We start from the raw sequence: 25158 nt of genomic DNA, 5'->3' as shown, positions 1-25158 counted from the left end.
AGGCCGTCGAGGAGAGGGGAGCGCGAGCCGTGGCACGACGCGTCTGTCGAGCTGTGCTGCCCGGGGCCGGGTTCGCGGTGGCGTACGCGCTGGCCATCCTGCTCGGCAGGGCGACCCGGGTCGAGGGCAGTGAGGTGTCGCTCGTGTGGCCCGCGGCCGCGGTCGCCGTCCTGTGGGGGCTGCATGCACACGACCTCCCGCGCGTGCAGGCAGCCCTCCACTGGACCGGCCTCGCGGTGCTGACCTTCGCCATCAACCTGGCCACCGACGCCCCCGTCGGCCTGTCGGCCTGGTTCGTGCTGGTCAACGTGTCACTTGCGGCGGTCACCACCATCGTCCTGCGGTACGGCGACCGTCCGGCCCGCCTGCGGGAGCCGGCCGACCTCGGCCGGCTGGTCGGGGCGATCGTCGCGGGCACACTGGTCTCGGCCACGCTGGCCGTGGCGTGGTTCGCGCACGAGGGCCAGGACGACCTGGTCCGCACCTTCGCCCTCTTCGCCATCCGCAACGGGGTCACGGCTCTCACCGGGGTGGCCGTGGCGCTGCGACTCGGTGAGGCGCAGTGGCGGCGCCATCGGCCCTCACCTGCCCGGATGGCCGAGACCGCGGCCCTTCTCGTCGTCACGTCGATCGTCTTCATCCGGGTCTTCTGGCTCAACCCCGGACACCCGAACGCGTTCGGCGTCATGTTGCCCGCCATGTGGGTCTCGTTGCGCTACGCCACGACGACGAGCACCGTGTTCCTCGCGGCGTCCGGTGTCTCGATCGTCTGGGCGACCCTCCTCGGCCGAGGGGCGCTCAGCGAGGTGGACCCGCCGCAGCAGGCGCTCCTGGCCCAAGGCCTGGTCGGCACGCTGACGATCGTCGTGCTCAGCCTGGCCCTGTTCCGCGACTCCCGCAACGAGCTGATCGAGGAGCTGCGCCAGCTGGCACTGCACGACCCGCTCACCGGGCTGGCGAACCGGTCCCTCCTCATGACCCGCCTGGAGCGCGAGCTCGACGAGCAACAGCCGGGCGCGGTCGGGGTGATCGTGCTCGACCTCGACGGATTCAAGGCCGTCAACGACGCCTGGGGCCACAGCGAGGGAGATCTCCTGCTGGTCGAGATGGCGACGCGACTGCGTGCTGCCGTGCGACGGCGAGACACCGTGGTCCGGCTGGGCGGGGACGAGTTCGTCGTCCTGTGCCCCGGCCTGGCACACCACGACGAGCTGCACCAGTGCGCCGAGCGGATCCGCGAGGCAGTGGCCCGACCCTACGGCGTCGCGGCCGACGCCCCTTTCGACCGCATCACCGCGAGTGTCGGCACCGCCGTCTCGGACCGGTTGAGCACGCCCCGCTCGCTGCTGGCGGCCGCGGATCGCGCCATGTACGAGGCCAAGCGCGCCGGTCGCAACCGGACCGCGGCCGCGCCGTACGCCCTGCGCGCGGGGTGAACCGCGCCTTCAGAGACCGGGGAGCACGCGCCGCACGATGGCCAGGAGGGCCTCGCGCAGCAGCAGGTGCGCCTGCTCGCGGCTGAGCGTCTCCTCGCGCGACCACTCCCGGATCGCACCCCGGGCGAGCTCGCCGAACGAGCGCACCACCGCCCGCGCCGCCGGATCGGCCGGGTCGCCGCCCACCATCTCCAGCACCCGGCCGGCCGCGAGGTCGTGCGCCTCGTCGAGGATCGCGCGCACCTCGGCGTCCTCCCCCACGCCCTCGGCCGCCCGGACGGTGAGGTACGTCGCCCGCTCGGGCGTGATCGAGCCGAGGAACCAGCGCACGGCGGCGTCGACGCGAGCGGCCAGTGAGCCCGACGGGAGCGGGACGTCCTCGAGGGTGGGGAGCAGCGAGGCGCGTCGTACGACCTCCAGGTAGAGGGTCCGCTTGTCGCCGAAGTAGTGGTTGAGCAGACCCCTCGCGACGCCCGCTTCGTGGGCGATCCGCGTGGTCGACACCTCGGCATAGGACTGCGCGGCGAACAGCCGCTCGGCGGCCACCAGGATCTGCTCGCGTCGCTCGTCCGGGGCGAGGCGCTGGCGTCGGGCCGTCTCGGTCATGGACCCAACCTACTATTGGCAGCCTGCCAATAAAAGGCTAGCGTGGCCGCCATGGCGACCAGCACACCGTCCCCGAGGGTCCGCGACCTGCCCGTGCCCATGGGCTTCGACATGCGTGACCACGTCTCCGGCATCGGCGCGCACCTCGCCGGGCCGGCCAACGTGATCATGCAGTTGAGCTGGCCGGGTGTCGGCTACGGCGTGATGAACAGCCGGGTCCACGACGGCGCCGCCACCAAGCGGCCCTTCAAGCGCGGCCGGACCACCTTCACCTACCTCGCCGTCGCCCTGCTCGGCAACGACGAGGACCGCACCGCCTTCCGCAAGGAGGTCAACCGGCAGCACGCGCAGGTCGTGTCGCGGCCGGGCGAGAAGGTGCAGTACCGCGCCATGGACCCCCGGCTGCAGACCTGGGTCGCGGCCTGCCTCTACTACGGCACCGTCGACATGATCGAGAAGATGCACGGTCCGCTCCCCGACGCCGAGGCCGACGCGCTCTACGCCCACTGCGCGCGGTTCGGCACCACCCTGCAGATGCCGGCCGACGCTTGGCCGGCCGACCGCGCTGCCTTCCGGCGCTATTGGGAGGAGGCCGAGGCCGAGGTCGACATCGACCCCGCCGTGGCGGCGTACCTCCTCTCGCTGACCCGGCTGCGGAACTTCCCGAAGCCGTTCCACCTGCTCGCGCCGTTCGTGCTGTTCGTGACGACCGGCTTCCTGCCCCCGCTGTTCCGCGACGCGATGGGGCTGCCGTGGACCGCGCGCCAGCAGCGCCGCTTCGACCGCCTGCTGCGCACCCTGGGCACCGTCGAGCGCCGGATGCCTCGCGTGCTGCGGAACTTCCCGTTCAACCTGTGGCTCGCCGACATGCGACTGCGCCGCCGGTTCCACCGCCCCCTCGTCTGACCGATCACACCCAGGGAGCACCGATGGACTTCGACCTGCCCGAGAGCGCCCTCGCCGTCCGCGAGGGCGTCGCCGCCGTCGCCGCGCGCTACGACCACGCGTACTGGTCGCGCTGCGAGGAGGAGCACCGCTTCCCGCAGGAGGTCTTCGACGACCTCGGCAACGGCGGCTGGTTCGGGCTGTGTGTCCCCGAGGAGTACGGCGGCGGCGGGCAGGGCCTGCTCGAGCTGGCCGTGGCCAACATGACGCTGTGCGCCTCCGGTGGCGTCGCCGGCACCTTCTCCTACGTCACCACGCCCGGCTTCGGCGCGATGACGCTGACCCGGCACGGCACCGACGAGCAGAAGCAGCGGATCCTCCCCGGCCTCGCCACCGGTGACGTGCAGTTCTGCCTCGCACTCACCGAGCCGGATGCCGGCAGCAACGCGATCGAGATCAGGACCGCCGCCCGCCGTGACGGCGACGAGTTCGTGATCAAGGGCCAGAAGGTCTGGATCTCCAACGTCGAGAACGCCGACTGGATGGTCGCCGTCACCCGCACCATCCCGGCCGCGGAGACCCGCGAGCGCGGACTGCCGCGCACGGCCGGGTTCACGCTCCTCCTCGTCGACGTGAAGCAGGCCCTGGCCGACGGCACCCTGTCGTACACGCCGATCCCCAAGATGGGCAGCAACATCCTGCACTCCAGCCAGGTCTTCTTCGACGACGTCCGCGTGCCCGCCGTCAACGTGATCGGCGAGGTCGACGCGGGGTTCGCCGTCCTGTGGGACGTGCTCAACCCGGAGCGGATCCTCGCTGCCTCCGGCGGCATCGGTACGGCGGACGCCGCCCTGCGGATCGCCTGTGACTACGCCCGCGAGCGCGAGGTGTTCGGCCGCCCCATCGGCGCCAACCAGGGCCTGCAGTTCCCGCTCGCCCAGATCAAGGCCAAGGCCGAGCTGGGCCGGTTGATGACCTACCAGGCCGCCTGGCTCTTCGACCAGGGCCGGCCCTGCGGCAACGAGGCCAATGTCGCCAAGCTGACCGGCGCCCAGGTCGGCTGGGAGGCCGCCAACCAGGCCTTCCAGACGCTGGGCGGGATGGCGTACTCGAAGGAGTACCCGGTCGAGCGGATCTTCCGCGACGCCCGGATCGCCAAGAACATCCCCGTCGCCGAGGAGCTCGTGCTCGCCCACATCGGGACCCAGATGCTGGGACTGCCCAGGTCCTACTGACGCGACAGCGCCCGGGTCACCATCTCCAGCGACCCGGCCGGGACGCCGGGGCTGTAGAGGTAGCCCTGCACCTCGTCGCAGCCGCGCTCGCGCAGGTACTGCTCCTGCGCGGGCGTCTCGACCCCCTCGGCGACCACCGTCATGCCGAGCGCGTGGGCCATCACGATGATCGCGTCCACGATGGCGGCGTTCTCGGCGGTACTGATCTCCTGGACGAAGGAGCGGTCGATCTTGAGCTTGTCGATCGGGAACCGGGTCAGGTAGGCGAGGCTGCTGTAGCCGCGGCCGAAGTCGTCGACCACGATCGAGACGCCGAGCGAGCGCAGCGACTCGAGCATCGCGACGACGTCGCCGTGGTCCTCGATGAGCAGGCCCTCGGTGATCTCGACCTCGAGCTGGGAGGGCTGGATGCCGGCGAGGTCGATCGCGGCGGCGATCTCGTCGAGCCAGGCGCGGCCGCGCAGCTGGCGCGGCGAGACATTGACGGCCAGGCGCAGGGGGCGGCCGATCTGGTCCTGGACCCCGGCGAGCGCCGTGCACGCCGTCGCGAGGACCCAACCGCCGAGCTGGGCGATCATGCCGCCGTCCTCGGCGACGGGGATGAACCGGTCGGGCGGCACCGGGCCCAGGGTCGGGCTGGTCCAGCGGGCGAGCGCCTCGACGCCGACCACCTCGCCGCTGAGCAGGTCGACCTGGGGCTGGTAGACCAGCGAGAGCTCGTCCTGCTCCAGCGCCTGGCGCAGTGCGGCCGAGAGCGCGAGCCGGTCGTTGTTCTCCTCGAGCATCGCCGGCTGGTACCAGCGGATCTCGTTGCGCCCCGCGGCCTTGGCCTGGTACATCGCGATGTCGACGTTCTTCAGCAGGGTGGCCGCGTCCCGGCCGTCGGCCGGGCAGCGCGTCCCGCCGACACTGGCCGTGACCGCGAGCTCGTAGCCGTGCACGACGACCGGCGCGAGCACGTCGGTCATCAGGTCCTCCAGCCGCCGGTCCAGGTCGGTGCCGGGGACCAGGTCCTCCAGAACGATCACGAACTCGTCACCCCCCAGTCGGGAGACGAGGTCGTCGGAGCGGGTCCACGCCAGGAGCCGCTCGGCGACGACGATGAGCAGCTCGTCGCCGATGTGGTGGCCCAGCGAGTCGTTGATCCGCTTGAACTGGTCGAGGTCGATGAGCACCAGCGCCAGCTCGGTGGCGTCGCGCTCGGCCCGCTCGAGCGCCTGGTCGAGGTGTCGCACGAGCAGTGAGCGGTTCGGCAGGTTGGTCAGGCTGTCGTGGGTGACGATGTGCTCGATCCGCTCCCGCGCCTCGATCCGCTGCGTGATGTCGTAGGCGACCACGAGGAAGCCACCCGGTGCACCGTCCTGCGGCGCCAGCGGCACGATCCACTCGTGCACCGGCACCGTGCTGCCGTCCTTGCGCCGGTAGGTCCACTCGGCCTCGTCGCCCAGCGCGTGGGCGAGCACCGGCGTCCCGTCCGGGTAGAGCTGGCGCTGGGACCCGTCGATCTGGACCAGCGAGCGCCCGATCAGCTCGTCCTGGGCGCGGCCGACCAGGTCCGCCGCGGCCGGGTTGGCGGTCCGGATCCGGCCGCTGGCATCGGTCGCGATGATGCTGAACGGCATGGTGTCGAGGATCGAGCGGCGCAGCGCGTCCTCCCGCGCGACGACCAGCGCCTCCTGACCGCGCAGCCGCTCGGTGATGTCGATGATCGAGGCGAGGACGTAGCGCCCCTCCCCCACGGTGATCGGGTTGAGGCCGATCTCGATGGGCATCTCGGTGCCGTCGCTCCGCAGACCGAAGAGCTCGCGTCCCACACCCATCGCACGGCGGTCCGGACGGGCGGCGTACGTCGTGCGCTCATGGCCGTGTCGCTCCCGGAACCGCTCGGGCATCAGGTCCTCGACACCGAGCGCGAGCAGCTCCTCGCGGGTGTAGCCGAAGGCTCGCTCGGCCTCGGAGTTGACCAGCACGATCCGCCCGCACGCGTTGACGAGCACCATCGCGCTCGGCACGGCCTCGATGATGAGCCGGAGTCGCTCGTCGTCGGTCGGGTCACGGAGCATGCCGATCCGTTCGGCCCGGGACCGGAGGATCGGAGGGGATCGGGACCATGGTCCCGGATCGGGCTGTCGATCGGACGGCATCGCGCCGTTCCTCGAACTTTCGCGTCCCGTCTGCCTAGGGTCGAGCCGGAGGGAAGGGGATCTCGTGCGCTGGTTGCAGCGGGCAGTAGGACTGCTCATTCTCGGGACGGCTCTGGCCGGTGCCGGCCTGTTGTGGTGGTCGGTCTCGGACACCGCCCACGGGCGGGCGACGCCGTCCGAGGGCCTGGTGCTCGGCGCGTGGCACGTGCTGTACGACACCGAGGCGCCCACCGTGCCGACACTGGCCGCGGCCGCCGGCCTCGCCCTGCTCTTCGCCGCCGGTGTCGCGACGCTCGAGCGCCGCATCGCCAACAAGGCCCGGCGCAGCGACGACGACGCGCACCTGCCCCTCTCGCCACGCCACGTGATGGCCGAGACCCGCGGCGTGTTCCACGGCGAGGTCACCTTGACCGTGCTGGTGCCGGCCCACAACGAGGCCCAGGGCATCGCCGCCACCCTCGCCTCGCTCACCGCCCAGTCGCGCTCGCCCGAGCGGATCGTCGTCGTCGCCGACAACTGCACCGACGACACGGTGGCCATCGCGCGCCGCTGCGGCGCCGAGGTGATCGAGAGCGTGGGCAACAAGCACAAGAAGGCCGGCGCGCTCAACCAGGCCCTGGCCCAGATCCTGCCCGCCCAGGGCGAGAACGACCTGGTCATGGTGATGGACGCCGACACCGTGCTCGACGACGGCTTCCTCGCGTCCGTCGTACGCCGGATGACCGCGGACCGGGCCCTGATGGCCGTCGGCGGCCTCTTCTACGGCGAGGACGGCAGCGGCCTGATCGGACAGTTCCAGCGCAACGAGTACACCCGCTACGCGCGCGACCTACGCCGCCGCCGCGGCCAGGTGTTCGTGCTCACCGGCACGGCGACCGTGTTCCGCCCACGCGCCCTGCGCACCATCGCCGCCGAGCGCGGCAAGCTGCTGCCCGGCGTACCCGGGGACGTCTACGACACCCTCGTCCTCACCGAGGACAACGAGATCACCCTGGCCCTCAAGTCCCTCGGTGGGCTGATCATCTCGCCGTCCGACTGCACCGTCGTCACCGAGGTGATGAGCACCTGGCGCACGCTGTGGGCGCAGCGACTGCGCTGGCAGCGCGGCGCGTTGGAGAACCTCGGCGAGTACGGCCTGCGGCCCTCCACCTTCCGCTACTGGGCCCAGCAGCTCGGCATCGGGTACGGCGTGATCGCCCTGTTCGCCTACCTGTTCCTGATGCTGCTCATGGCATTGTCCTTCGACCACTGGGTGTGGTTCCCGTTCTGGGTCGGCACCGGCCTGGTCTTCACGATCGAGCGGGTCGCGACCGTGTGGCGCGGCGGGTGGAAGGCGCGGATCCTCGCCGCCACGCTGTTCCCCGAGCTCTTCTACGCCCTGTTCCTCGACATCGTCTACCTCAAGGGGATCATCGACATGTCCCTCGGCCGCAACGCGCAGTGGGGCAACCACACGCCCGCTCCCGCGCGGCAGGAGGTGGACGCATGAGCGCCCCACTGCTCTCCACCCTCGGCATCCTCTTCCCCGAGTCGCTGGTGCGCTCGCACGCGTTCGCCGTCCTCGCCGCGTTCGTCGCGATCAACACGATGGTCTACGTGACGCTCTCGGTCGCCAAGGCACTGCCGAAGATCTGGGTCCGCGACTACCTGCCGCGTGGCTACGAGCGGGCGGAGACGCGCAGCATCTACCCCGACGGACCGCGCTGACCTCTCGGCCCTCGCCCACCGGCTCCGGGCGCTGATGTGCGACAAAACGCCAGCTCTCCCTCGCTGGTCGAGGCGCGAGGAGCGCCAGCGACGAGCCTCGACACCACCGGGCTGGTCGCGTGGCCTGTCCGCGGGCTTCGGTGGCGTAGGTGGTTGCGTTCCGAAAGGCAGCGACGAAGAAGGTCGGGAGGTGGCTGGTTTCCGCGGTCGGGCCGCGGTCCGCGCCCGGAGGTCGAGGAGGTCGTGCAGCGACCGTCACGACACCACCGCAACCGACCTCGGCCGACGGTTGAGGTGCGAGGAGCGCCAGCGACGAGCCTCGAAACCTCCGGGCCATCGGCGCGAACTGTCCGCGGGCTTCGGTGGCGTAACCGGTCGCGTTCCGAAAGCAGCGACGAGAACGTCGGGAGGTGGCTGGGTTCCCCGGTCGGGCGACGGTTCGCGCGCGGTCGAAAACTCCCTAGAAACAAGGGGAAAGTCCGCAACGGGCCTCGTCATTCGAACATATGTGCGATAGAATCGATGCATGATCTCGGAGCCCTCCAACGTCACGCCGGAGCAGTTGCTCCACGCGGCCGAGGACGGCGTCCGGATCCGCCGGCTCCACGAGGCCAGGCAGCTCAAGCTGCTGCTCGCGTGGGCCGACCTGCACTCGGGTGACCCGCAGGCCGAGCCCGGCGCGGTCCCGGTCCGGTTCGGTGGTCCGCGGCTCATCTCGTTGGGTGGGGACGGGACTCCGGAGGTCGCCGACCTCGCGCTGGTGGAGATGGCGATCGCCCGGCACGAGCACGTGCTCGCGACCCGTGGCGCGCTGGCCGATGCGTTCGACCTGCGCCACCGCCTCCCCGCCGTATGGGAAGGCGCGAAGTCCGGCCGGTGCGAAGTGTGGGTGGTGCGGCGGGTCGCACGGATGTCCCGCGCGCTCGACCGCCACCGAGTTGCGCTCGTCGACACCGCCGTCGCAGCTGCTCTGGACCAGTCGCCGTCGCGGATCCTTGCCATCGCCGAGGCCAAGGTGATCGAGGCCGACCCGGTCGCTCACCAGGGCAGTATCGAGAAGAACCAGAACGACAAGGGTGCCTGGTACCCCAAGCCCCGCCCGGGCTCCCAGGCCGACGACAACGATGCGGTCAACACTGCCGGTATCGGGACCGTGTTCGCCCGGCTCGACGAGGCCGACGCCCTCGCCCACCAGCACACGGTCGACGACCTCGCGGCTGCCCTCGCCGAGCACGCCGACGTCCCCGAGGGCGCCGAACCACTGTCGATGGAGCACTGGCGGGCCGAGGCGTTCGCGATGCTCGCCGACCCCGCCGCCGTCCTCGCGTTCCTCCACGGCATCGACGACACCCCGGGCACCTCGGAGGTCGAGGAGGTTGCGCAGCAACCGTCACGAGACCCCCGCCGGGTCGCGGAGATCGTTGTCCACGTCGCGCTCGACGACACCGGCGCCCTCGGACCCGTTGCCCGGGTCGAGAGCCTCGGCCCACGACTCCTCACCCAGGTCTCCGACCTCCTGGGTCGCCACGCGACCATCACCGTGCAGCCGGTCATCGACCTCCACACCGGACGCTCGGTCAACGGCTACGAGCACCCCACCGACGTCAAGCACCGCACCCAGCTACGCACGGTCGGAGACGTGTTCCCCCACGCCACCGGCCTCTTCGCCAAGTGCGGCCGACCGCCGGACCACGACCACACCGTCGCCTACGACAAGCACGGACCACCCGGCCAGACAGGCGACCACAACGACACCCCACTCACCCGACACCACCACCGAGCCAAGACCCACGTCGCCGGCTACACGGTGCTGCAGCTCGGACCCGACAAGTGGATCTGGGGCACACCCAACGGCCTCTACAGGCTCGTGACCGGCGGCGGCACCCGACCCATCACCCAGGCCGAGTACCACGTGTACGCCCACCAGGCCGTCACGCTCGCCGGCGACTACGCCGCCTGAACAGTCGCAACTCCCTGCCGCGAGGACTCCCCCGAAGGCGTCAGAGATGCGTCAGCCACTCACCGAGCGCCGCTACGGCGCCTTCCGACATCCCGTGCCCACCGGCGTCGCGCCAGGTCGTGGTGACCGAGCCCGCGTCACCGGTGAGGTAGGCCCAGGTCGCATCGAGCAGCTCGCGCGGGATGACCAGGTCGGCATCGCCCAGCGCCACGAACACGGGCACGCCAGCCAGCCTGCCCGGCGCCACGGGCACTCCTGCGTCGAACGGCAGCGTGCCGTGCAGGATCGCGGCGCCGGCGAAGCGCCCCGGGTGAGCGAGCAGCAGTCCGCCCGCGAAGGCCGCGCCGCCGCTGAACCCGACGAGAACGACCGGCCCTCCCGCGGCACCGTCGGGGTGCTCCGCGTCGAGCCAGGCCCGGAACCAGCCCATGGTCTGTGCCAGCGAGGTCGCGACCGGGCGGCCGATCCCGCGGTTGGCGAACCATGCGTAGCCGCCGCCCTCGGCGATCGGCGCCCGCACGGCGACATACGACGGGCCGGCCGGAAGGTGGTCGGCGAGGCCGATGATCGAGGCCTCGTCGGCGCCGCGACCGTGCAGCAGGACGACGACCGGCGCCGTGGGGTCGTCGCTTCCGCGGCGGACCACGACGGGCTCAGGGGACAAGGTCACGTCCTCAATATACTTGAATCTTCAACCAAATGGGAGTGATGATGGCTCCGTGACCCTCGATCCCGCCGCCGCAGCCGCCACCCTCGCCCACGCGCGAGCCACCCGCACTCCCCTGCCGGCCTTCACCACGACGCACCCGGACCTCGACGCCGACTGGGCCTACGCCGTCCAGGACCACGACCGCGGGACCCGCCTTGCACACGGCGAGACACCGATCGGGGCCAAGCTCGGGCTGACCAGCCCGGCCAAGCAGGCGCGGATGGGCGTCGAGGAGCCGGTGATCGGCTTCCTCACCGACGCGATGCGCCTCGGGCCCGACGCCGTCGGGGCGGCACTCGACACCTGGATCCAGCCGCGGATCGAGCCCGAGATCGCGTTCGTCCTCGCCCACCGCGTCCGCGCCGCACTCACCCCGGAGCAGGCCCGCGCAGCCGTCGCCTCCGTGGGCATCGCCGCAGAGGTCATCGACTCGCGGTACGCCGACTACCGGTTCCGGTTCGCCGACGTCGTCGCCGACAACACCAGCGCCGCCGGGGTGATCGTCGGCGACCTGCACCCGGCGGCCGGCGTACCCGACCTCGGCGAGCTGCACTGCACGGTCACCGTCGACGGCGAGGTCCGGCATGAGGCGACCGGCGCGGCTATCCTCGGCGACCCGTACGCCGCGCTCGTCCACCTCACCCACCACCTCGAGGCCCGCGGCGAGACGCTCCCGGCCGGCGCGCTCATCCTCGCCGGCGCGCTCACCGACGCCGAACCGCTCGTCCCCGGCAGCGGCTACCGACTCGAGATCGAGTCCCTCGGCACGATCGAGGTCGTGGCCGGCCCGGCCGCCGAGGCGAACAACCAGCCGTAGAACGCGAGCAGGCCGAGCCACGAGGCGATGACGACGCCGTACATGGTCGTCCACAGCCACACCGGCACGTCCGGCTTGCGCTCGCGCTGGAGCATGAACGGCTCGTGCACGAAGGCGACGTCGGTGTCGTCGTCGACCTGGACCAGGCCGGCCGCGGGCCCCTTGATCGCGGTGTCGGCCGGCATGTGCACGGGGATCGACACCAGCGTGCGCAGCGGCAGGTGCAGCCGGACCAGCACCTTCCAGCGGCCGTAGAGCGGCAGCGGCTCGGCACTGCGGTACTCCCCCGCCCGCCCGGTCGGCTCCATCGCGACGCTGAGCACGCCGTCACCGAGCCGCTGGGACTCCGGCTCCTTCTTGCCCTGGTAGGCCAGCGCGGAGAACCAGATCGCGTCGTCCACGTCGTCGGGATCGGCCCGCACCGTCACGACGGCGGTGCAGCCCTGGGTGCCGATGCAGTCGTCGTCGTACGAGACATGGCCCATGATCACGCCGGTCCCGTCGACCGGCTGGTAGGTCGTGCGGCACGCGTCGCCGTCGCACTGCTTGACCACGTCGACCTCGCCCGCGCCCGCGGGGGCCGCGAAGACGGCCATCAGCCCGATGAACACCAGCGTGCCCGTCGTACCGACCCACCGGGCCCGGGCCGGGCCCGCGACACTGCCCGGCTCGGTGCTCGGCCCGAGGTCGCCGATCCGCTCGACGTGGCGGGCGAAGGACCAGCCGAGCAGGCCGCCGCCGACGCCCGCCACGCCGCCGATGGCCAGCATCAGCGGCATCTGGGAGGCGTCGGGCGGCAGCGGGTAGGGCAGGAAGGCATCCATCCACCACCACTCCGTCGCCAGTCCGAGAGTCCCGGCGAGCAGGCCGGCGACCCCGGCGAAGAGCGGCCCGCGCTCGCGCCACACCAGCGCGAGCAGCTCGATGCACAGCGCCGGGCCGAGGAACAGCAGCCAGTGCGCGCGATGGATGTCGGGCACCGGCAGCGTGATCGCGTAGATCAGCACCCGGATCCCGATGTACGTCGCCCACGTGACGAGGGCGCCGCCACGCCCCAGGAAGATCCGGCCGGCGACGAAGATCCAGCCGGTCAGGAAGCCGGAGATGACGAACAGCGTGGTCGCCGGGAACTGCGGCACGCCGAGGTCGAACTCCATGAGGAAGGCCACCGGGATGATGCAGAGGCCGATCACGACGGTCATCACCAGCCGCGTCATCCTGCCGTGGAACGGCGGCCGTCCGACCTGGGCCGCCTCGGCGTAGAGCAGCGGCAGCGCCAGCACGCAGGTCACCGCGCCGCCGATCATCATCACGTGGGTCGGCCCCCACTCCGTGACGTCCTGCCCGAACAGCCGGTGCCACACGTCGTCGGCCGGGAACCCGGCGGCGGCGATCAAGCCGGCGCCGAGCAGCACCAGGGTGCCCATCGGCACCCGCCACCTCGGCGTCAGCCGGACGGTACGACGCGGCAGCGGCGCCTTCGCGAGACCGGCCGAGATGACACCGGAGGCCAGGAACCCGAAGATGCCGAACATGATCGGGAAGTGCGACGGGTTGGCCAGCGGCCCCTCGTCACGCCCGTTCTGCATGTGGATCGGGACGTCCCAGTAGACGCCGAACGCGCACGCGATCAGCGAGACCAGCGCCAGGTAGCCCGGCAGCCCGGCCCACCGCGGGAGTCCGTCGAGCGCGGCGACGCGGTCGGCCAGCCGCCCCAGCAGGGTCGGCTTGCCCTCGCGTTCGCGCAGCAGGAAGATCCCCAGCGGGATGTAGATCGCGGCGAAGGCGCCCGCCGCGATCAGGACCTGGTCGAGCGCGGCGCCGCCGGCCGGCGGCGCGGTGGGTTCAGCAACGAGGAGCATGGCGTACCTCCGGAGTCGGTACCGAAGACGTTACTGGTCGTCACAGGTATCTGAACAGCGTGACGTTGCCGACTCGACCTGCCCCGGGGCGGGCGCCGCGACGGCGAACGTGGACATGTGTCAGGTCAACCGCCCCCTTCTGGCCCCAACGTTCCGGTGATGTGTCTATGATGTGCGGTGTCGGGCCGCGACCGACCCCCCCAGAGGTCGCGGCCCGGCGCCTATTTCACTCCCAGAACACCCGGTCCACCACGGCATGCGCATGCCGGGTGACGCGCAGGTAGTCGTCGAGCAGCCGGTCGGTCTCGGTGGGCTGGTAGCCGAGGATCCCGGCGACCGCGCGGCGCTCGAGCACGGTGCGCGGGAACTCGTCGCCCGCCCGGCCCCGGGCGAGCAGGACGGCGTTGCGGACCCGGGTCGCCAGGCGCCAGGAGGCGCCGAGGGTCAGCGCGTCGTCGTGGGTGATCAGCCCGGCTTCGGCGGCGGCGGTGAGGGCGGCGAGGGTCTGGGTGGTGCGCAGGCCGGGGAGCTCGGCGCCGTGGCGCAGCTGGAGCAGCTGGACGGTCCACTCGATGTCGGCCAGTCCCCCACGCCCGAGCTTGAGGTGGAGGGCGGGGTCGGCGCCGCGCGGGAGCCGCTCCTTGTCGACGCGCCCCTTGATCCGGCGTACCTCGACGACGTCGTCGTCGGTCAGCCCGCCGGCCGGGTAGCGCAGCGGGTCGATCAACGCCGTGAACCGCTCGCGCAGGTCGAGGTCGCCGACGACTGCGTCGGCGCGCAGCAGCGCCTGGGCCTCCCAGACGTGCGACCACTTGGCGTAGTAGGCGGCGTACGCGTCGAGGGTGCGGACCAGCGGGCCCTGGCGGCCCTCGGGGCGCAGGTCCGCGTCCACGACGAGCGCCGGGTCCGGCCCGGGTGCGGCGAGCACGCGGCGCACCTCCTCGGCGACCAGCCGCGCGAAGGTGGTGGCCTCGTGGGCGTCCGCGCCCTCGACCGGGTCGTGCACGAAGAGCACGTCGGCGTCGCTGCCGTAGGAGAGCTCGAAGCCGCCGTAGCGACCCATGGCGACGATCGCCATCCTCGTGGGCACGACGGCGATGCCCCGCGAACGGGCGGTCGACTCGATCGCACCGCGCAGCGTGGCCTCCAGCGTGGCGTCGGTGAGCCGGGTGAGCGCGAAGCCGACGTCGGCGACGTCGATCAGGCCGAGGACGTCGCCGGCGGCGATGCGCAGCAGCTCGCGACGGCGTACGGCGCGCACGGCCCGCACGCCCTTCTCGAAGCCCTCCTGGCGTCCGCCGGTCGCGAGCATCTCGTCGGTCAGCGCCGCCGAGCCGAGCGGGTGCAGGTCGCCCCCGAGCAGTCGGACGCCCGCCGGCTCGCGCTCGAGCAGGTCGGTGCAGTAGCGCGAGGTGGCCAGCAGGTGGGCCAGCCGCTCGGCGGCCTCGCCCTCGTCGCGCAGGGTGGAGAGGTACCACGGGGTGCGCCCGAGCGCCTCGCTGATCCGACGGAAGCCGAACAGGCCGCCGTCGGGGTCGGGGCACTCGGCGAACCACTGCAGCATCGCGGGCAGCAGGGTGCGCTGGATGGCGGCGGTGCGGCTGACGCCGCTGGTCAGCGCCTCCAGGTTGCGCAGCGCGGCCTGCGGGTCGGCGTACCCGAGGGCGGCGAGGCGGGCGCCCGCGGCCTCCGAGGAGAGCCGCACCTCGTCGGCGCCGATCCGCGCGACGGCGGTGAGGAGGGGGCGGTAGAAGATCTTCTGGTGCAGCCGGCTGACCTCGCGGCGGTGGTCCTGCCAGGTCTCCTCGAGCAGCTTCTGCGACTCCTTGAAGAAGCCGAGGCTGCGCCCCAGCCGCCGCAGCGCCGCCTCGTCGGAGGGCACGACGTGGGTGCGCTGCAGCCGGTGCAGCTGGATGCGGTGCTCCAGCTGGCGCAGGAACGCGTAGGCGCGGTGCAGGGACTCGCCGTCCTCGCGGCCGACGTAGCCGCCCTCGGTCAGCCGCGTCAGCGCGCTCAGGGTCGTGGCCGGGCGGATCGACTCGTCGGCGCGGCCGTGGACGAGCTGCAGCAGCTGGACGGCGAACTCCACGTCGCGCAGCCCGCCCGCGCCGAGCTTGAGCTGCCGGTCGGCCTCGCGGGCCGGGATGTGGTCGAGCACCCGGCGCCGCATCGCGCGTGCGGCATCGACGAAGCCCTCGCGGTCCGCGGCGGACCACACCATCGGCGCGACCATCGCGGTGAACTCGCGCCCCAGCTCGAGGTCGCCGGCCACCGGGCGCGCCTTGAGCAGCGCCTGGAACTCCCACGGCTCGGCCCAGCGCTCGTAGTAGCTCTCGTGGCTGGCCAGGGTCCGGCTCAACGGCCCCGCCTTGCCCTCGGGCCGCAACGCCGCGTCGACCGGCCAGATCGTGCCCTCGGCGGTGTGGTCGGCGCAGACCTGCATCATCTGCGCGGCCAGCCGCGCCGCCACCCGCTCGTCGCCCTCGTGGACGAAGAGCACGTCGACGTCGGAGACGTAGTTGAGCTCGTGCCCGCCGCACTTGCCCATCGCGACCACCGCCAGCCGTACGCCGGCCGCCGCCTCCCCCACCCGCGCCCGGGCCACGACCAGCGCCGCGTCCAGGGTCCCGGCCGCGAGGTCGGACAGCTCGGCCGCGGCGTCGTCGACGCCGAGGTGGTGGGTCAGGTCGCGGGCCGCGAGCCGCAGCAGGTGGCGGCGGTACTCCACCCGCAGCGCGTCGACCGCCGCCTGGTCGGGCTTGTCGGTGACCGCCTCGATGAGGGAGGCACGCACCGCCCAGGCCGCCGGCCGGGTGGACCCGAGCGCGGGATCCGCGAGCTCACGCCACTGCGCCGGATGGGTGGCCAGGTGGTCGGCGAGCGCGGCGCTCGCGCCCAGGACGCAGAGCAGCCGCATCGCCGTACCCTCGTCGTCGCGGACAGCGGCGAGCAGCTCGGCCCGCTCCCGAGGCCCCCCGACCGCGTCGGCGAGACGGACCAGCCCCTGTAGCGCGGCATCCGGGTCGGCCGTGCGGCCCAGCAGCGCGAGGAGGTCCGTGCCGCCCGGCCCGAGCCGGTCGAGGTCGGCCACCGCCCGGTCGAGGTCGACGAACCCGAGCCGGAGCAGCTCGGTGCGCTGCGACGTCCGGTTCATGCCCGACGCCCCGCGATCAGAGGACCGGGAGCATCCGGTCGCGCTCGAAGGCCGAGACCTGGCCGCGGTACTCGTCCCACTCGGCCCGCTTGTTGCGCAGGAAGTAGTCGAAGACCTGCTCCCCCAGCGTCTCGGCCAGCAGCTCGGAGTGCTCGGCGATCGCGATCGCGTCGTGCAGGCTCTTGGGCAGCGGCTCGATGCCGAGGCTGCGGCGTTCGCGCTCGGTCAGCGCCCACACGTCGTCCTCGGCCTCGCGCGGGAGCTCGTAGTCGTTCTCGATGCCCTTGAGCCCGGCGGCCAGCACGGCGGCGTAGGCGAGGTAGGGGTTGCACGCCGAGTCGATGGTGCGCAGCTCGACCCGGGTCGACTGGCCCTTCATCGGCTTGTACATCGGCACCCGGACCATGGCGGAGCGGTTGTTGTGGCCCCAGCAGATGTACGACGGCGCCTCGCCACCGAACATCATCCGCTTGTAGGAGTTGACCCATTGGTTGGTCACGACGCTGATCTCGCTGGCGTGGCGCAGGATGCCGGCGATGAACTGGCGCCCGGTCTTCGAGAGCTGGTACTCCGCACCGGCCTCGTAGAAGGCGTTCTGGTCGCCCTCGAACAGCGACAGGTGGGTGTGCATGCCAGAGCCCGGGTGGGTGGTGAAGGGCTTGGGCATGAACGTGGCCCAGATCCCCTGGCTGAGCGCGACCTCCCGGATAACCGTGCGGAAGGTCATGATGTTGTCGGCGGTGGTGAGCGCGTCGGCGTAGCGCAGGTCGATCTCCTGCTGGCCGGGACCGCCCTCGTGGTGGCTGAACTCCACCGAGATGCCCATCGCCTCGAGCATGGTGATCGCCTCGCGGCGGAAGTCGGAGCCGTGGGAGTGCGCGGCGTGGTCGAAGTAGCCGCTGCGGTCGATCGGCACCGGCTCGTCGCCCGAGCCCGGCTCGTCCTTGAACAGGTAGAACTCGATCTCGGGGTGGGTGTAGAAGGTGAAGCCCTGCTCGGCCGCCTTGCCGAGGGTCCGCTTGAGGACGTTGCGCGGATCGGCGTACGACGCGGAGCCGTCCGGCATCACGATGTCGCAGAACATCCGGGCCGTCGCCGGCCCCTCGGTGCTGCGCCACGGCAGGATCTGGAAGGTGGTCGGGTCGGGCAGCGCGAGCATGTCGGCCTCGTAGACCCGCGCGAAGCCCTCGATCGCCGAGCCGTCGAAGCCGATGCCCTCGGAGAAGGCGCCCTCGAGCTCGGCCGGCGCCACCGCGACGGACTTGAGGAAGCCCAGCACGTCGGTGAACCACAGCCGCACGAACCGGACGTCACGCTCCTCGAGAGCGCGCAGGACGAAGTCCTCTTGCTTACCCATGGCCGCAGCCTAGTGATGTCGCGTGACGGGCGTGTTGCACCGGGACCCTTTGGTGAAACATCACCGCTTTGTGTCGGACGGTCCCAGGACCATGGTCCCGGCCGGGCGCTCCCGGTCACTGAAGCGAAACAACCGTGGGGAGAACACATGTCTGTCTGGAAGAGCCGCACCGCGGCCGTCGCCGTGGGCGCCACCATCGTCGTGGGTCTCGGCGCGAGCGGGTCGGTCGCCGCCGGCCTGATCACGTCGAAGGACATCAAGAACGAGACCATCAAGTCCAAGGACGTCAAGGACGGCACGCTCAAGGGCAACGACGTCAAGGACGGCGGCCTCACCGGCGCCGACATCGCGGACGGCTCGATCGCGCTCGCCGACCTCGCGCCCGGCGCCCGGGGCGCCGCGCCCGCCCAGGGGGTCGGCGTCAACGGGCTCGAGGCCGCCACCCTGGCCGCCCCGGTCACGGTCGCCCACATCGGCGGCCCGATCAACGACAACAACACCAACCTCGACACCTCGCTGACCCTGCCGGCGGGCACGTACCTGGTCACCGTCGACGGCGCCTTCGAGCGCTCGGCCAGCCCGGACAACCCCGCCGTCGACGTCTTCCCGCAGCTCTCGCTGTGGCTCGACAAGAACGGCGACAACGCCTTCAAGTGGCAGGACGGCGAGGGCGACATCAGCCCCAACACCCTGCTGCCGACGGTCACGGGCCGGCACCGCTCGGTCAGCGGCACCACGGTCATCACGCTCACCGCGCCGACCAAGGTCGGCCTGCTCGCGTTCGGCTACGACAGCGCGCAGGGCACCGAGGGCAGCGGCGACATCAAGGTCACCGCGGCCACGATCACCGCTACCCCGCTGAGCTGATCGCCCCCACGATGCGCCGGGCTCGGGCCCGGGGCGTCAGGTGAGCGCGAACATCCGCAGGAGCGTCGGGAGCACGACGACCGACGGCCCCCTCTCGGCCAGCGCCTTCGCGAGCACCGTCCCGATCGTCCCGGGCGTCGCCTCGTGCGCCACGACCCCGAAGGCGCGGGCGACGTCCACGAACGAGGGCCGGGACAGCTCGGTCGCCGTGGCCGCGCCGAACGCGCTGTTCATGTACTCCCGCAGGATCCCGTAGCCCCCGTCGTCGACGATCAGCCAGGTGACGTCGGCGTCGTGCTGGCGGGCCGTGGCCAGCTCCGCGATCCCGTACATCGCGCCGCCGTCGCCCGAGACGGCCAGCGTCGGCCGGCCGCCCGCGATCGCCGCCGACAGCGCCGCAGGGAAGGCGAACCCGAGCCCGCCGGCGCCCTGCGCCGAGTGGAAGCCGCCCTCGCGCGGGTCCCAGGCCGACCAGGCCCAGTAGCCGGCGATCGTCATGTCCCAGAACGTGTGCATGTCGTCGGGTACGACGGCCCGCAGGTCGGCGAGCAGCGTCCGCTCGGGTGCCAGGTCCTGGCCGGCCAGGCGCTCCTCGACCTGCTGGCGCAGCCGGGCCGCGACCGCCGCACCCTTCCGGCGCGCCTCGTCGCCGGCGTCCGGGAGCTGGTCCGCGATCGCGGCCAACGCCAGGCCCGCGTCGGCGTGGATGCCGAGGCACGGGTGGTTCGAGCCGAGCACCCGCGGCTCCGCGTCGACCTGGATCAACCGGCCCGTCGGCGCGAACGTGAAGTAGTTGCTGGTGACCTCGCCGATCGTCGTGCCGACGGCGAGCAGGACGTCGGCCCGCTCGAGCAGGTCGGTGGTGTGCCGGTCCTCGATCCAGCTGGCGGCGGAGAGCGGGTGGGCGAAGGGGATCGCGCCCTTGCCGCCGACCGTGGACACGACGGGCGCGCCGAGCGCCTCGGCCACCCGGACCAGCTCGGCCGGGCCGGTACGGGAGCGTCGTACGCCGCCGCCGGCGAGGATCACCGGACGTTCGGCCGCGGCCAGCAGGCGCGCGGCCTCCGCGGCGAGCTCGGCCCGCGCGGGCCGGTCCGGGATCGTCACGACGGCCGAGGTCACCGGCGGCACGGGGGCGTCCTCGAGCAGCACGTCCTGCGGGATCTCGACCCAGGTCGGTCCGGCCGGCACCGCCTGGGCCAGCGCCCACGCGTCGGCGATCGCGGACGGGAGGTGCGCCGCGTCGAGCACGACCGCGGTGGACTTGGTGACGTTCTGAGCGCTCTTCTGCTGGTCGTCGGTCTGGTGCAGCAGGCCGTTGCGGCGCCCCCCGATCCCCCGGCGTGGGACCTGGCTGCTGATCACCAGGACCGGGACGCCGGTCGTGTACGCCTCCTGGAGCGCGCCCAGGGCGGTCAGTGCGCCGGGCCCGGTCGAGACGAACATGACCGCGACCTGGTCGGTGACCCGGGCGTAGCCGTCGGCGCCGAAGGCGGAGTTGTTCTCCACCCGGGAGCTGACGAACTGCAGGTCGCTGCGCCGGATGGCGTCGAACAGCCCCAGGGCGTGCTGGCCCGGGATGCCGAAGACGTGGGTGACGCCGAGCGCCGTGAGCGTCTCGACCACGACGTCCCCTCCGTTGCGGATGTGGGTGCCGGTCATGCGCTCAGTCTGACCCGCGCGCAGCATCCCGGCCCCGGCTCGACCGGCTCGACGGTGGCAGCGGACCGGCGCGCGACCGCGGTGAGGAAGCTGCGGTTGACCCCGCAGACCAGGTCGCGGTGGTCGGCGGCGAGCCGGTCGAAGGGGCAGTTGGCCAGGCACAGCGTGCCGTCGTCCTCGGCGCGCGGCTCGTAGCCGAGCGGCGCGAGGGTCTCGAGCAGCGCCTGGCCCTCGACGGCTCCCGCGGTGACGGCGTCGGCCGCGTCGTCGGCCGCCGCGGCGAGCGCGTCCGGCATCGGGGTGCCGGCCAGGGTGCGCTCCACGGCGTCGGCGAGCACCTGCCCCGCGAGGTCGTAGCGGCGGCTCGGCACGCTCACGGTCAGCTCGCGGCGCGAGCGGCGGTACAGCTTCGCCGGCCGTCCCGCGCCCGGGCCGGTGCGCCCCGTCAGGCGACGGAACTCGGTCACGAGCAGCCCCTCGTCGACCAGCCGCTCGAGGTGGAACTTCGCCGTGTGCCGCGGTACGTCGACCCCGCTGGCCGCCTGGTCGCGGCTGACCGCGCCGGGCTGCTCGGCGACGAAGCGGTACAGCGCCCGTCGTACCGGATCGGCCAGCGAGCCGACCCGTGCCACCCGCTGCCCGAACGCCTCGTCCATGGCCTGCTCCCTCCCCCGGATCTCTAGCAGACACGAGTCTTGTCGAAAGATCGCCGCAGGTCTACCGTCAATCGTGATGTCCCTTACAAGCCGGGACCGCTCGAGAAAGGGGCCAACCATGGCCAGCACCCACGCGTGGGACAACCTCACCCACGACATGCGCGAGGAGATGCACGACCTCACGCACTTCGCCACCGTCGACGCCGCCCACCAGAGCCGCGTGGCTCTCTGGGCGACCTTCGTCGCGCTCCCCGTCCTATGGGGGCTCGACATGATGACCAACGCCGTCACCGACAGCACCACGTGGGAGGGCTCGATCTCGACGTGGGCCGACAACTTCCTCCCCGGCAACGCCGCCGACGCGGTCATGTGGGTCGGCGCGATCACCCTGCTGCTGGGGCTGCTCGTCGCCGCCGTGCCGCAGTTCGGCGCCGACGTGCTCGGCATCTGGTTCGTCCTGCTCGCGGTCAACCTGTTCAGCGTCGACCAGATGGCCTACCTCGCCCTGGGCATGCTGGCCCTCGCCGTGTGCTGCTTCTGCATGGCGCGGATGATGCGAGGTGATCACCGCAGGGAGGCGTAGCCCTCAGTCTGTGGGGACGTCGGCCGCCAGCTCGGCCAACCACGCGGCCGCGCTGGCGTCCGACGGCATCCGCCAGTCCCCGCGGGGCGACATGGTTCCACCGGGGCTGACCTTCGGCCCGTTCGGCAGCGCCGAGCGCTTGAACTGGCTGCTGAAGAAGCGCCGGACGAAGACCTCGAGCCACGTGCGGATCGTCGCGATGTCGTACGACGCCTCACCGCTCCCCCATGCGTGGTGGGCCAGGAACGCGATCTTGCTGGGCCGGTAGCCGCGGCGCAGCACGTGGTAGAGCGTGAAGTCCTGCAACGCGTAGGGACCGACGGAGTCCTCGGTGCGCTGCTCGCCACCGGGGATCAGCTCGGGGGTGATCTCCTGCTCGAGGATCGCCTGGAGCACCTGGTCGGCCTCGTCGTCGTAGTGCCCGTCGTGGAGCTGGTCGGTGTCGATCACCCAGCGGATCAGGTGCTGGATCAGGGTCTTCGGGACGCCGGCGTTGACGTTGTAGTGCGACATCTGGTCGCCGACGCCGTACGTGCACCAGCCGAGCGCGAGCTCGGACAGGTCGCCGGTGCCGAGCACGATGCCGCCGCGGTGGTTGGCGAGGCGGAAGAGGTAGTCGGTGCGCAGCCCCGCCTGGACGTTCTCGAAGGTGATGTCGTAGACCGGCTCGCCCGCGCTGAACGGGTGGCCGAGGCCCTCCAGCATCGTGCGCGCGGCCGGCTTGATGTCGAGCTCCTCGAAGGTGCAGCCGAGCGCCTGGGAGAGCCGGGTCGCATAGGACTTCGTGGTGTCGCCGGTCGCGAAGCCCGGCATCGTGAACGCGTGGATGTCGCTGCGCGGGCGGCCGAGCCGGTCCATCGCCTTGGCGGCGACGATCAGCGCGTGGGTCGAGTCGAGGCCGCCGCTGACGCCGATCACGATCTTCGGCTGCCCGATCGCGGACAGACGCTGCTCGAGCCCCGAGACCTGGATGTTGTAGGCCTCGTAGCAGTCCTGGTAGAGCCGCACCGGGTCGTCGGGCACGAACGGGAAGCGCGCGACCTCACGCCGCAGCCCGATGTCGCCGGACGGCGGCTCGAGCTCGAACTCCACCCGTGTGAAGTGCGACGCCTCGATGCCCTCGGCCGCGCGATTGTCGTCGAAGGTGCCCTGCCGCATCCGCTCCTGGCGCAGCCGGTCGAGGTCGACGTCGACCACCGTGGCCCGCGGCCCGTCGGGGAACCGCTCGCTCTGCCCCAGCAGGTCGCCCATCTCGTAGACCATGGTCTGCCCGTCCCACGACAGGTCGGTCGTCGACTCGCCCTGGCCCGCCGCGGCATAGATGTACGCCGCGTTGCACCGCGCGCTCGCGCTCCGGGCCAGGAGGTGCCGGTCCTCCGCGCGGGCGATCGTGATCGGGCTGCCCGAGAGGTTGGCCAGCACGGTCGCGCCGGCCAGGGCGGCGCTCGCGCTCGGCGGGATCGGCACCCACATGTCCTCGCAGACCTCGACGTGCAGGTCGAGGCCGCGCACGTCGGAGGCCGAGAAGATCAGGTCGTTGCCGAACGGGACGTCCTCGCCGTTGAGCTCGATGCTGTCCTCGGCTGCACTCCGGGTCGCCCCCGCCGCGAACCAGCGGGCCTCGTAGAACTCGCGGTAGGTCGGCAGGTAGGACTTCGGCGCCACGCCGAGCACCCGCCCGCCGTGGATCACCACCGCACAGTTGTAGACCCGGTTGCCGCTCGCCAGCGGCGCCCCCACCACCAGCACCGGCCGCAGGTCGGCCGACGCGACGGTCAGGTCGAGGATCGCCTCACGCACCGCGTCGAGCAGCGTGTCCTGCAGGAAGAGGTCGTCGACGGCGTACCCGGTCAGCCCGAGCTCCGGGAACACCGCGACCGCCACTGCGTCGTCGTGGAGCGCGCGGGCCTGCTCGAGGATCCGGGCGGCGTTGGTCGCCGGGTCCGCGATGGCGACGGGCAGGGTCACCGCCGCGACCCGGGCGAACCCGTGGGCGTAGGCCGAGTAGAAGTCCACGGGGCGAGTCTAGGGAGCCGATGAGTCTGCGGGGTGGACCCGGTCTGCCCCGGCATGAGCCTCGCGAGCAGCCACATCCAGCCGTGCCTGTGGTTCGACGACCGGTTGGAGGAGGCCGCGCGCTTCTACACCGCGATCTTCCCGAACTCCTCGATCAGCCACCTCGGCCCGGTCGCCGGCGAGTTCACCCTCGACGGGCTGACCTTCCGCGGCGTCAACGGCGGTCCCGAGATCGCCTTCTCCGAGGCGGTGTCCTTCTCGATCGTGTGCCGCGACCAGTCCGAGGTCGACTACTACTGGGACTCGCTCGCCGACGGCGGCCAGGAGTCGGTGTGCGGATGGCTCAAGGACCGGTTCGGGCTGTCCTGGCAGGTCGTCCCCGCCCGGCTGCACGACCTGCTCTCCGACCCCGACCCGCGGCGCGCGGAGGCCGCCAGCCGGGCGCTGCTCGGGATGCGTCGGATCGTGGTCGCGCAGCTGGAAGCGGCGGCCGATGCCGCCCGTGCGGGGTGACGGAGCACACAGCGCGCCGGGCCGTCGTACCGGACTAGCCTCGTCTGTGCCCGTCAACGAACGTGGACCCACATCGGTGGGCCGCGAGTCACCAGGAACGGAGCTCGACGATGAGCAGCACCACCCCCGAAGAGACCGCCCCGTACGGCGGCGCCGCCCCCGCGGCGCCCTCCGGATCCGCGCCGATCAAGCGCATCCGCACCCACCACCTGCGCGACCTCAAGCAGCGCGGCGAGCGCTTCTCGATGCTCACCAGCTACGACCAGCTGACCGCGCAGATCTTCGACGAGGCCGGCGTCGAGGTCCTCCTCGTCGGCGACAGCGCGTCCAACAACGTCCTCGGCAACGCGACCTCGCTCCCCGTCACGGTCGACGAGCTACTCCCCCTCACCCGCGCTGTCAGCCGCTCGGTGTCGCGGGCCCTCGTGGTCGGCGACCTGCCGTTCGGCTCCTACCAGGCCTCGCCCGAGCAGGGCTACCTGACGGCCGTGCGCTTCATGAAGGAGGGCGGCGCCCACTGCGTGAAGCTCGAGGGTGGCGTCGAGATGGCCCCGCAGATCGAGCGGATGACCCGCGGCGGGATCCCGGTGATGGCCCACATCGGCTTCACCCCCCAGTCCGAGCACGCCCTCGGCGGCTACCGGGTCCAGGGCCGCGGCGAGGCCGCCGAGCGGATCCTGCGCGACGCCCTCGCCGTCCAGGAGGCCGGCGCCTTCTCGGTCGTGATGGAGATGGTCCCCGGCGACGTGGCCGCCGAGGTCACCGCCAAGCTCGACATCCCGACCATCGGCATCGGCGCCGGCAACCAGTGCGACGGCCAGGTCCTCGTCTGGCAGGACGCCTTCGGCCTGCGCACCGGCAAGCTGCCCCGCTTCGTCAAGCAGTACGCCGACCTGCGCTCCGTCCTGCTCGACGCCGCCCGGGCCTACGACGCCGAGGTCAAGGACGGCAGCTTCCCGGCTCCCGAGCACACGTTCTGACCGGCTGAC

At 72.0% G+C, this 25158-nt stretch carries 20 protein-coding genes; 11 read left to right on the top strand and 9 right to left on the bottom strand.

The genetic code is table 11. The annotated features are described in order from the left end of the window. Nucleotides 1-29 precede the first annotated feature (29 nt). Complete coding sequence (locus QI633_RS10335) at nt 30-1436, top strand: sensor domain-containing diguanylate cyclase (RefSeq protein WP_282428897.1); 1407 nt, start codon at nt 30-32, stop codon at nt 1434-1436. Between the two features lie 9 nt (nt 1437-1445). Here QI633_RS10335 and QI633_RS10330 read toward each other — a convergent pair whose 3' ends face one another. Continuing rightward, entirely contained in the window at nt 1446-2042 is a 597-nt protein-coding gene (locus QI633_RS10330; protein ID WP_141799266.1) for a TetR/AcrR family transcriptional regulator, read from the bottom strand. Nucleotides 2043-2093: 51 nt separating this feature from the next. On the opposite strand from QI633_RS10330, the gene QI633_RS10325 reads away from it, so the two are divergent. Together QI633_RS10325 and QI633_RS10320 are read left to right on the top strand one after the other, a co-directional pair. Then, a complete protein-coding gene (locus tag QI633_RS10325) occupies nt 2094-2948 on the top strand; it encodes an oxygenase MpaB family protein (RefSeq protein WP_282428896.1) in 855 nt (284 codons plus the stop codon). Between the two features lie 23 nt (nt 2949-2971). Beyond that, the gene (locus QI633_RS10320) at nt 2972-4162 is read left to right on the top strand and encodes an acyl-CoA dehydrogenase family protein (RefSeq protein WP_282428895.1); all 1191 of its coding nucleotides are present in this window, start codon (nt 2972-2974) and stop codon (nt 4160-4162) included. Here the strand turns inward: QI633_RS10320 and QI633_RS10315 are convergent. Continuing rightward, a complete protein-coding gene (locus tag QI633_RS10315) occupies nt 4156-6225 on the bottom strand; it encodes an EAL domain-containing protein (RefSeq protein WP_160158276.1) in 2070 nt (689 codons plus the stop codon). The two genes, QI633_RS10320 and QI633_RS10315, sit on opposite strands and share 7 nt — an antisense overlap. A 145-nt stretch (nt 6226-6370) precedes the next feature. Between QI633_RS10315 and QI633_RS10310 the strand changes: the two genes are divergently transcribed. The 3 genes from QI633_RS10310 to QI633_RS10300 all read left to right on the top strand — a co-directional run bounded on the left by QI633_RS10310 (nt 6371) and on the right by QI633_RS10300 (nt 9973). Continuing rightward, on the top strand, nt 6371-7795 hold the full coding sequence (locus tag QI633_RS10310; protein WP_282428894.1) for a glycosyltransferase family 2 protein: 1425 nt from the start codon (nt 6371-6373) through the stop codon (nt 7793-7795). Continuing rightward, nucleotides 7792-8013: a hypothetical protein gene (locus tag QI633_RS10305; RefSeq protein ID WP_222117857.1), complete on the top strand. Its 222-nt coding sequence runs from the start codon at nt 7792-7794 to the stop codon at nt 8011-8013. Before QI633_RS10310 ends, QI633_RS10305 begins: the two co-directional genes overlap by 4 nt. 526 nt (nt 8014-8539) lie before the next feature. Next, nucleotides 8540-9973, top strand: a complete 1434-nt coding sequence (locus QI633_RS10300; protein WP_282428893.1) for a hypothetical protein — start codon at nt 8540-8542, stop codon at nt 9971-9973. Between the two features lie 40 nt (nt 9974-10013). On the opposite strand, the gene QI633_RS10295 is transcribed toward QI633_RS10300, so the two are convergent. Beyond that, a complete protein-coding gene (locus QI633_RS10295; protein ID WP_282428892.1) occupies nt 10014-10643 on the bottom strand; it encodes a serine esterase in 630 nt (209 codons plus the stop codon). 49 nt (nt 10644-10692) lie between these two features. On the opposite strand from QI633_RS10295, the gene QI633_RS10290 reads away from it, so the two are divergent. Further along, the gene (locus QI633_RS10290) at nt 10693-11499 is read left to right on the top strand and encodes a fumarylacetoacetate hydrolase family protein (RefSeq protein ID WP_160158277.1); all 807 of its coding nucleotides are present in this window, start codon (nt 10693-10695) and stop codon (nt 11497-11499) included. On the opposite strand, the gene QI633_RS10285 is transcribed toward QI633_RS10290, so the two are convergent. The 3 genes from QI633_RS10285 to QI633_RS10275 form a co-directional block, all read right to left on the bottom strand. Next, complete coding sequence (locus QI633_RS10285) at nt 11421-13361, bottom strand: hypothetical protein (RefSeq protein ID WP_282428891.1); 1941 nt, start codon at nt 13359-13361, stop codon at nt 11421-11423. The genes QI633_RS10290 and QI633_RS10285 overlap by 79 nt on opposite strands. Before the next feature lie 226 nt (nt 13362-13587). After that, entirely contained in the window at nt 13588-16515 is a 2928-nt protein-coding gene (locus QI633_RS10280) for a bifunctional [glutamine synthetase] adenylyltransferase/[glutamine synthetase]-adenylyl-L-tyrosine phosphorylase (protein WP_282428890.1), read from the bottom strand. A gap of 16 nt (nt 16516-16531) precedes the next feature. After that, nucleotides 16532-17872: a glutamine synthetase family protein gene (locus tag QI633_RS10275; RefSeq protein ID WP_141799275.1), complete on the bottom strand. Its 1341-nt coding sequence runs from the start codon at nt 17870-17872 to the stop codon at nt 16532-16534. Nucleotides 17873-18019: 147 nt separating this feature from the next. Between QI633_RS10275 and QI633_RS10270 the strand changes: the two genes are divergently transcribed. Beyond that, complete coding sequence (locus tag QI633_RS10270; RefSeq protein WP_282428889.1) at nt 18020-18739, top strand: hypothetical protein; 720 nt, start codon at nt 18020-18022, stop codon at nt 18737-18739. A 36-nt stretch (nt 18740-18775) separates the two neighbouring features. On the opposite strand, the gene QI633_RS10265 is transcribed toward QI633_RS10270, so the two are convergent. Continuing rightward, complete coding sequence (locus QI633_RS10265) at nt 18776-20401, bottom strand: thiamine pyrophosphate-binding protein (protein WP_282428888.1); 1626 nt, start codon at nt 20399-20401, stop codon at nt 18776-18778. Then, nucleotides 20398-21057: a helix-turn-helix domain-containing protein gene (locus QI633_RS10260; RefSeq protein WP_141799278.1), complete on the bottom strand. Its 660-nt coding sequence runs from the start codon at nt 21055-21057 to the stop codon at nt 20398-20400. Before QI633_RS10260 ends, QI633_RS10265 begins: the two co-directional genes overlap by 4 nt. A 118-nt stretch (nt 21058-21175) precedes the next feature. On the opposite strand from QI633_RS10260, the gene QI633_RS10255 reads away from it, so the two are divergent. Further along, nucleotides 21176-21640: a hypothetical protein gene (locus tag QI633_RS10255; RefSeq protein WP_141799279.1), complete on the top strand. Its 465-nt coding sequence runs from the start codon at nt 21176-21178 to the stop codon at nt 21638-21640. A 3-nt stretch (nt 21641-21643) separates the two neighbouring features. On the opposite strand, the gene QI633_RS10250 is transcribed toward QI633_RS10255, so the two are convergent. Further along, nucleotides 21644-23656: an NAD(+) synthase gene (locus tag QI633_RS10250; protein ID WP_282428887.1), complete on the bottom strand. Its 2013-nt coding sequence runs from the start codon at nt 23654-23656 to the stop codon at nt 21644-21646. A 33-nt stretch (nt 23657-23689) separates the two neighbouring features. Between QI633_RS10250 and QI633_RS10245 the strand changes: the two genes are divergently transcribed. Next, complete coding sequence (locus QI633_RS10245) at nt 23690-24169, top strand: VOC family protein (RefSeq protein ID WP_222117858.1); 480 nt, start codon at nt 23690-23692, stop codon at nt 24167-24169. A 110-nt stretch (nt 24170-24279) separates the two neighbouring features. Continuing rightward, nucleotides 24280-25149, top strand: a complete 870-nt coding sequence (panB, locus tag QI633_RS10240) for a 3-methyl-2-oxobutanoate hydroxymethyltransferase (protein ID WP_141799281.1) — start codon at nt 24280-24282, stop codon at nt 25147-25149. Nucleotides 25150-25158 lie beyond the last annotated feature (9 nt).

It is taken from the genome of Nocardioides sp. QY071, from assembly GCF_029961765.1.
Taxonomy (GTDB): Bacteria; Actinomycetota; Actinomycetes; order Propionibacteriales; family Nocardioidaceae; genus Nocardioides.
The sequence above is the reverse complement of the archived record's forward strand: the minus strand, read 5'-3'. Positions and strand labels throughout refer to the sequence as shown.